The sequence below is a fragment of the Xanthobacter sp. BG11Y11_SDJG genome (assembly GCF_057364445.1).
In genome coordinates this window covers 1-5,373 of the sequence record NZ_JBNFNU010000301.1, presented here as the reverse complement: position 1 = coordinate 5,373, position 5,373 = coordinate 1, and the positions used below count along the sequence as shown (strand labels likewise).

At 70.2% G+C, this 5,373-nt stretch carries 6 protein-coding genes and 2 pseudogenes; 1 reads left to right on the top strand and 7 read right to left on the bottom strand.

The window, feature by feature from the left end; genetic code table 11:
* The 7 genes and pseudogenes from AC2W7M_RS19190 to AC2W7M_RS19160 form a co-directional block, all read right to left on the bottom strand.
* The coding region (locus AC2W7M_RS19190; RefSeq protein ID WP_486134114.1) for an SGNH/GDSL hydrolase family protein at positions 1-997 on the bottom strand (997 nt) is incomplete at its 3' end.
* 180 nt (positions 998-1,177) lie between these two features.
* A complete protein-coding gene (locus AC2W7M_RS19185) occupies positions 1,178-1,669 on the bottom strand; it encodes a F0F1 ATP synthase subunit B family protein (RefSeq protein ID WP_486134112.1) in 492 nt (163 codons plus the stop codon).
* Between the two features lie 11 nt (positions 1,670-1,680).
* Complete coding sequence (locus AC2W7M_RS19180) at positions 1,681-2,313, bottom strand: F0F1 ATP synthase subunit B (RefSeq protein ID WP_486134110.1); 633 nt, start codon at positions 2,311-2,313, stop codon at positions 1,681-1,683.
* Positions 2,314-2,475: 162 nt separating this feature from the next.
* Positions 2,476-2,702: pseudogene (locus AC2W7M_RS19175) on the bottom strand (F0F1 ATP synthase subunit C).
* Between the two features lie 84 nt (positions 2,703-2,786).
* Entirely contained in the window at positions 2,787-3,539 is a 753-nt protein-coding gene (locus AC2W7M_RS19170; protein ID WP_486134108.1) for a F0F1 ATP synthase subunit A, read from the bottom strand.
* A gap of 151 nt (positions 3,540-3,690) precedes the next feature.
* Positions 3,691-3,954, bottom strand: coding sequence for an AtpZ/AtpI family protein (locus tag AC2W7M_RS19165; protein WP_486134106.1), 264 nt, complete (start codon positions 3,952-3,954; stop codon positions 3,691-3,693).
* 312 nt (positions 3,955-4,266) lie between these two features.
* A pseudogene (locus tag AC2W7M_RS19160) lies at positions 4,267-5,196 on the bottom strand (chromosome segregation protein SMC); the annotation flags it as partial.
* Between AC2W7M_RS19160 and AC2W7M_RS19155 the strand changes: the two are divergent.
* Positions 5,083-5,373: anhydro-N-acetylmuramic acid kinase (locus AC2W7M_RS19155; RefSeq protein ID WP_486134116.1), on the top strand; the 291-nt coding region annotated here is incomplete at its 3' end. The pseudogene AC2W7M_RS19160 and the gene AC2W7M_RS19155 overlap by 114 nt on opposite strands.

The following is a 5,373-nucleotide window of genomic DNA, read 5'->3' as shown; positions in this document are numbered from 1 at the left end:
AAGGCGGCGGGCCGCTCCAGCGGGCCGCCGGACCATGCCGGCGGAGGGCTTGGCCGGGTCCGCCAGCATGCCGGTCGAGGTCCTTCTGCACGAAGAAGGCGAGCTTGCGCCCGCCGGCGCGGGTGAAGCGGATGCCGTCATTGAGCCGGAGGCGTCGCCGCTGGCCATCCACCGCCGGGCCGAACACGGCGAACTTGCCGTCCTCGTCCACGAAGCCTTCCCAGACGTCGGCGAACGGGAAGCCGGCACGGGCGGCGCGCGAGCGCAGGATGTCGTTGAGGCGCCGGTAGTCGTCCGACACGGTCGTGCTCTGCACCGGCGCGAGGCCGACCACGATCACCCGCGGCGCCACCGCGCGCAGGGCCGCGAGCACGTCGTCCACCCTTTTGGCATAGAGCTCCATCCAGCGGTCGGTGAGCGGCTGGACCGTGATCTCGCCGTCCTTGATGGGCTGGAGGTCGTCATTGCCCATGGCGAGCACCGCGACGCTGGCGCGCGCCGCGGCCACCGCCTCGGGGAAGCGCGGCGGCCAGTCCACCGGAGCCGGCAGGTAGCCGCTCTCGTCGGCGATGGTCTCGATCACGGCCAGGCGGGCGCGCTCGCCCACATAGGCATCGGCGAGGCCCTGGGCGAGCTGGCCGGCGATGCGGTCGCCCATCACCAGGATGAACTGGCTTTGCTGCTGCTTGCGACCCTGGGTCGCCGCGTCGGCGCTCTGGTAGACGACGCCTTCCGGCTCCGCCGGCTTCTTCGGCGCCGGCTTCGGCGGCTCTTCCTGCGGCGCGAACAGGTCTCCCGGCGCGAACCAGGGTCGCGGCTTGCGCTGTCCCGGCGGCTGCACGCCGGGCGGGCAGAAGAACAGGAAGCAGCCCTGCTGGGCGATGGCCGGCGCGGACGGCGCCGTGCCAATGAGCGCCAGCGCCGCGAGCGCGAGCATCCCCAAGATGCCCGGCAGGCGCGGGGGCAGGCGCGGACGGCGGTGGCGCGTGAGCCTCATGCGGCAAGCTTTGGCCCACCCGCGCGGCGGATTCAAGACGCAACGCAAGATGCGGCCCAAGCGCCAACTGAAGGCAGGTCAACCACAGCAGATCCGGCTGGCCGATCCGCGCACGCAAAAAGGGCGCCCGCACCCAGCGGACGCCCACGATCCTCGCGGCCGAGATGCTGCCGGCCAGCCTCAGTTGAGCTTGGACTTGACCTCGGAGATGGCGTTCGCGACCAGCCGGGCGCCGGCCTCGCCGACGGCGCCGGCGGCCAGCAGGCCCTCGGACGCCTTGGCGGCGGCATCGGCAGCGATGGAGCGCACGTCGGCGATCGCCTGGTGCTCGGCCTGGGCGATCTTCTCCTCCGCCATCTTGGTGCGGCGGGCAACGAAATCCTCGATCTTGGCCTTGGCGTCGGCGGCGAGACGCTCGGCCTCGGCCTTGGCGCCGGTGATGATGGATTCGGCCTCGGCCTCGGCCTCGCGCTGCTTGCGCTTGAACTCGGCCACCAGCTTCTGCGCCTCCTCCTTGAGGCGGCGCGCCTCCTCCAGCTCGGCGGCGATGCGCGCGCCGCGCTTGTCGAGCCCGGCGGCGATGGAGCGGTGCGCGCCGGCATAGAGCACGATGCCCACGAACACCACGAAGGCGACCGCGACCCAGACCTCGGCGAGAGCCATCTCGTTCATATCGGTGTTCCTCAGGCCGCGTCGCGCTTGGACAGGACGCCGTCCACCGCCTTCTCGACGTCCGGCGCGGCAGGCGCGGTGCCGATCAGGGTGGAGACGATGGAATGGGCCGCGTCCACGGCGATGCCGCGCACATGGGTCATGGCCTCCGCCTTGGTGGAGGCGATGCGCGCCTCGGCCGCGGCGAGCTTGGCGGACAGGTCCGCCTCCAGCGCCTTGCGGTTCGCATCCGCGTCGGCGGTGAGCCGGCTGCGGGTGTCGGCGGCGATCGAATTGGCCTTGGCGCGAGCCTCGTTCAGGGCCTTCTCATAGGCCTGCTGGGCCGCCTCGCTCTCGGCGCGGTGCTTGGCCGCCTCTTCGAGGTCGTCGGCGATGCGGTCGTGGCGCTCCTCCAGGATGCGGCCGATGCGCGGCAGCGCGACCTTGCTCATGAGGTAATAGAGCAGGCCGAAGGAGAGGGCGAGCCACAGAAGCTGGGACGCGAAGGTGGTGGCGTCGAACGGCGGGAAGTGGGGCTTTCCGCCATGACCGCCCTCGGCGGCGAGCAACGGGGAGGCGCACAGGCCGGCGATCACGCCTGCCAGCGCGACGCTCCGCGTCCATGTGCTCCGCGTCCATGTATGCGTCATGGAAGTCCTGGTCATGGCACGCCCGCCTGCCTCAAATGATGTCTTCGACCCCGGCCGGGACCGGACGGGATCGCCTCAGGATTGCGATCGGGCGGCGGGCGCACGGCGGGGGCATCCCCTCGCCTGCGGTCCGCCACCCCTTGGCGGGGGAGGAAGCCCCTCCCGCCCGCGGCCCGATCAGGCCACGAACAGCAGCACGAGGGCGACGACCAGCGCGAAGATGCCGAGGCTTCCGCGAGCGCCGCGCCGATGAACGCGCGGGCGAACTGGCCGTCGGCGGCCGACGGATTGCGCAGGGCGCCGGCAAGGAAGTTGCCGAAGATGTTGCCCACGCCGATGGCCGCGAGGCCCATGCCGAGAGAGGCGAGGCCGGCACCGATGTACTTTCCGACTGCAGGATCCATTTTACTCTCCTTGAGAAACCGTCGTTGAACGTGAAGCCCGGAACGTGAGGCCCGGACCGGGCCGCCGCGGCCGCGCCCGGCCGGTCAGTGACCGGGGTGGATGGCGTCGTTGAGGTAGATGGAGGTCAGCACCGCGAACACGTAGGCCTGCAGCACCGCCACCAGCAGCTCCAGCGCGGTCAGCGCCACGATCATGAAGAAGGGCAGCGTCGCGCCGAACCAGCCGACCACGCCGGCGGAAGCGAGGCCCACCACGAAGAAGGCGAACACCTTCAGCGCGATGTGGCCGGCCAGCATGTTGGCGAACAGACGCAGCGAGAGGCTGATGGGACGCGAGAGGAAGGACACCACCTCGATCACCACCAGGAAGGGCAGGAGGAAGGCCGGCACGCCCGACGGCACGAACAGGTGCAGGAAGTGCGAGCCGTGCTTCATGAAGCCGTAGACGATCACGGTGCCGATCACGAGCAGCGCCAGCGCCGCGGTGACGATCAGATGGGCGGTGACCGTGAAGGTGTAGGGAATGAGACCGACGAGGTTCGCCACCAGCACGAACATGAACAGCGAGAACACGAGGGGGAAGAACACCATGCCCTCGTTGCCGGCCGAATCACGCACCATCTTGGCGATGAACTCGTAGCTCACCTCGGCCGCCGACTGCGCCCGGCCCGGCACCAGGGTGCGCCCGCGCGTCGCGAAGGTGAGGAAGAAGAAGATGATGGCGACGATGCCGAACATGAAGACGGCAGCGTTGGTGAAGGAGAACTGGACGCTGCTGATGTTCAGCAGGTCGACGTAGCGCTTGATCTCGAACTGGTGGATCGGATCGACGACCATCCGCCTACGCCCCCTTGTCGCGGCGGCCCGAAGCCGCCAGTGCGCGGCGTTCGCCGCTCGTGTTCCGTCCGCGGCACCGGCCGCCTGCTCGTTGCGGCGTTCGCCGCCCGTTTCTTCCGGCGCCCCGGACGACGCCTCTCGGCGCCGTCTCTTACAGGGCCTTGCCGCCGCCGTGCCTGCGGCCTTCCGCCGCGCGCAGCATGTTCAGCACGCCGGCAGCGAAGCCGACCAGCGTGAACACGATCAGCCCCCAGGGCGAGATCGCGAGGAAATAGTCGATCCCGTAGCCGATGAGCGAGCCCACCAGCACCCCGGAGACGAACTCGGCACCGAGCCGGAACGCCAAGGCGACGCCCGAGGCGGACGACGTGTCAGGCCCGCTCTTGCCCTTCGGCTCCTGCGTCCTGGCGCGCACCTTCCCGAGGGAGGAATCGAGATCCTGAAGACGCTGCGAGAGCTCTCCGTCACTGGGCCGGGAAGCCGGCGCCCCGCCCGCGGCGGACACGTCCCCATCGACCGGCCGATCGTTCGCGGATCGGCCGCGGGAAGCATCACTCGGGTCGGACATGGCGCCCACTCCGGCTCAGGTGGCAGACCGCAGCCTCCCCCTTGAAACCGCGGCGCAACATAGTTGCGGCAAAAATGAGTGTCAAGGCGCGTTCCGAATGCGCTAGACTATTGAAATAACATGTGAAAATTATGGCAACGGGCGGCAAGGGACGTTGCGTCACCCCGCTTCGCGCAGGCGCTCGGCTGCCTGGAGGTCAACCGACACCAGCCGCGACACCCCGCGCTCCGCCATGGTGACGCCGAAAAGCCGGTTCTGGCGCGCCATGGTGATGGGGTTGTGGGTGATGGTGAGGAAGCGCGTGTCGGTGAGGCGCGTCATCTCGTCGAGCAGGGTGCAGAAGCGCTCCACATTGGCGTCGTCGAGCGGCGCGTCCACCTCGTCCAGCACGCAGATGGGCGCCGGATTGGTGAGGAACACGGCGAAGATCAGCGCCATGGCGGTCAGCGCCTGCTCGCCGCCCGATAGCAGCGAGAGCGTCTGCGGCTTCTTGCCCGGCGGCTTGGCGATGATGTCGAGGCCCGCCTCCAGCGGGTCCTCGGCCTCGGTCAGCACCAATTGCGCCTCGCCGCCGCCAAACAGGGTGTCGAACAGCTTCTTGAAATGGGCGTCCACCACCGCGAACGAGGCCTGGAGGCGCTCGCGCGCCTCGCGGTTGAGGCTCTGGATCGCCCCGCGCAGGCGCTTGATGGCCTCCACCAGGTCGTCGCGCTCGGCGACGAGGGCGGTGTGCTGGCCCTCGGCCTCCTCCAGCTCCACGTCGGCGCGCAGGTTCACGGCGCCAAGCCGCTCGCGGTCGCGCTTGGCGCGTTCCAGTTTCTCCTCGATGGCGCGCGGGTCCGGCAGCGGCCCGTCGATGCCGAGGCCCGCGGCCTCGCGGGCAAGTTCCGGCGGTCCTTCGAGGGCGTCGGAAATCTCGCGCTGAACATCGTCGCGGCGCTGGCGCGCGGCCTCGATGGCCCCCGGCCGCTGGCGGTGCTCAATGTGGGCGGGGTCTCCAACGTCACCTTCCTCGACGGCGAGGCCGATCCCGTCGCCTGCGACACCGGCCCCGGCAATGCGCTCCTGGACGACTTCCTGCTCGCCCGCGCCGGCCTCGCTTATGACGACGGCGGAGCCATTGCCGCGCGCGGCATGGCGGACGACGAGGCGGTGGGCCGGGTGCTGGCCATCCCTTCTTCGCCGCACCGCCGCCCAAGTCCCTGGACCGCAACGCTTTCCGCGAGATCGCCGCCGCCGCCTCGGCCTCGCCGGCCTGTCCGCTGG

What these genes read in the sequence shown, in the direction of transcription:
- AC2W7M_RS19185 (WP_486134112.1), bottom strand. Translation starts at nt 1,669, where the DNA reads ATGAACGAGATGGCTCTCGCCGAGGTCTGGGTCGCGGTCGCCTTCGTG.
- AC2W7M_RS19180 (WP_486134110.1), bottom strand. Translation starts at nt 2,313, where the DNA reads ATGACCAGGACTTCCATGACGCATACATGGACGCGGAGCACATGGACG.
- AC2W7M_RS19170 (WP_486134108.1), bottom strand. Translation starts at nt 3,539, where the DNA reads ATGGTCGTCGATCCGATCCACCAGTTCGAGATCAAGCGCTACGTCGAC.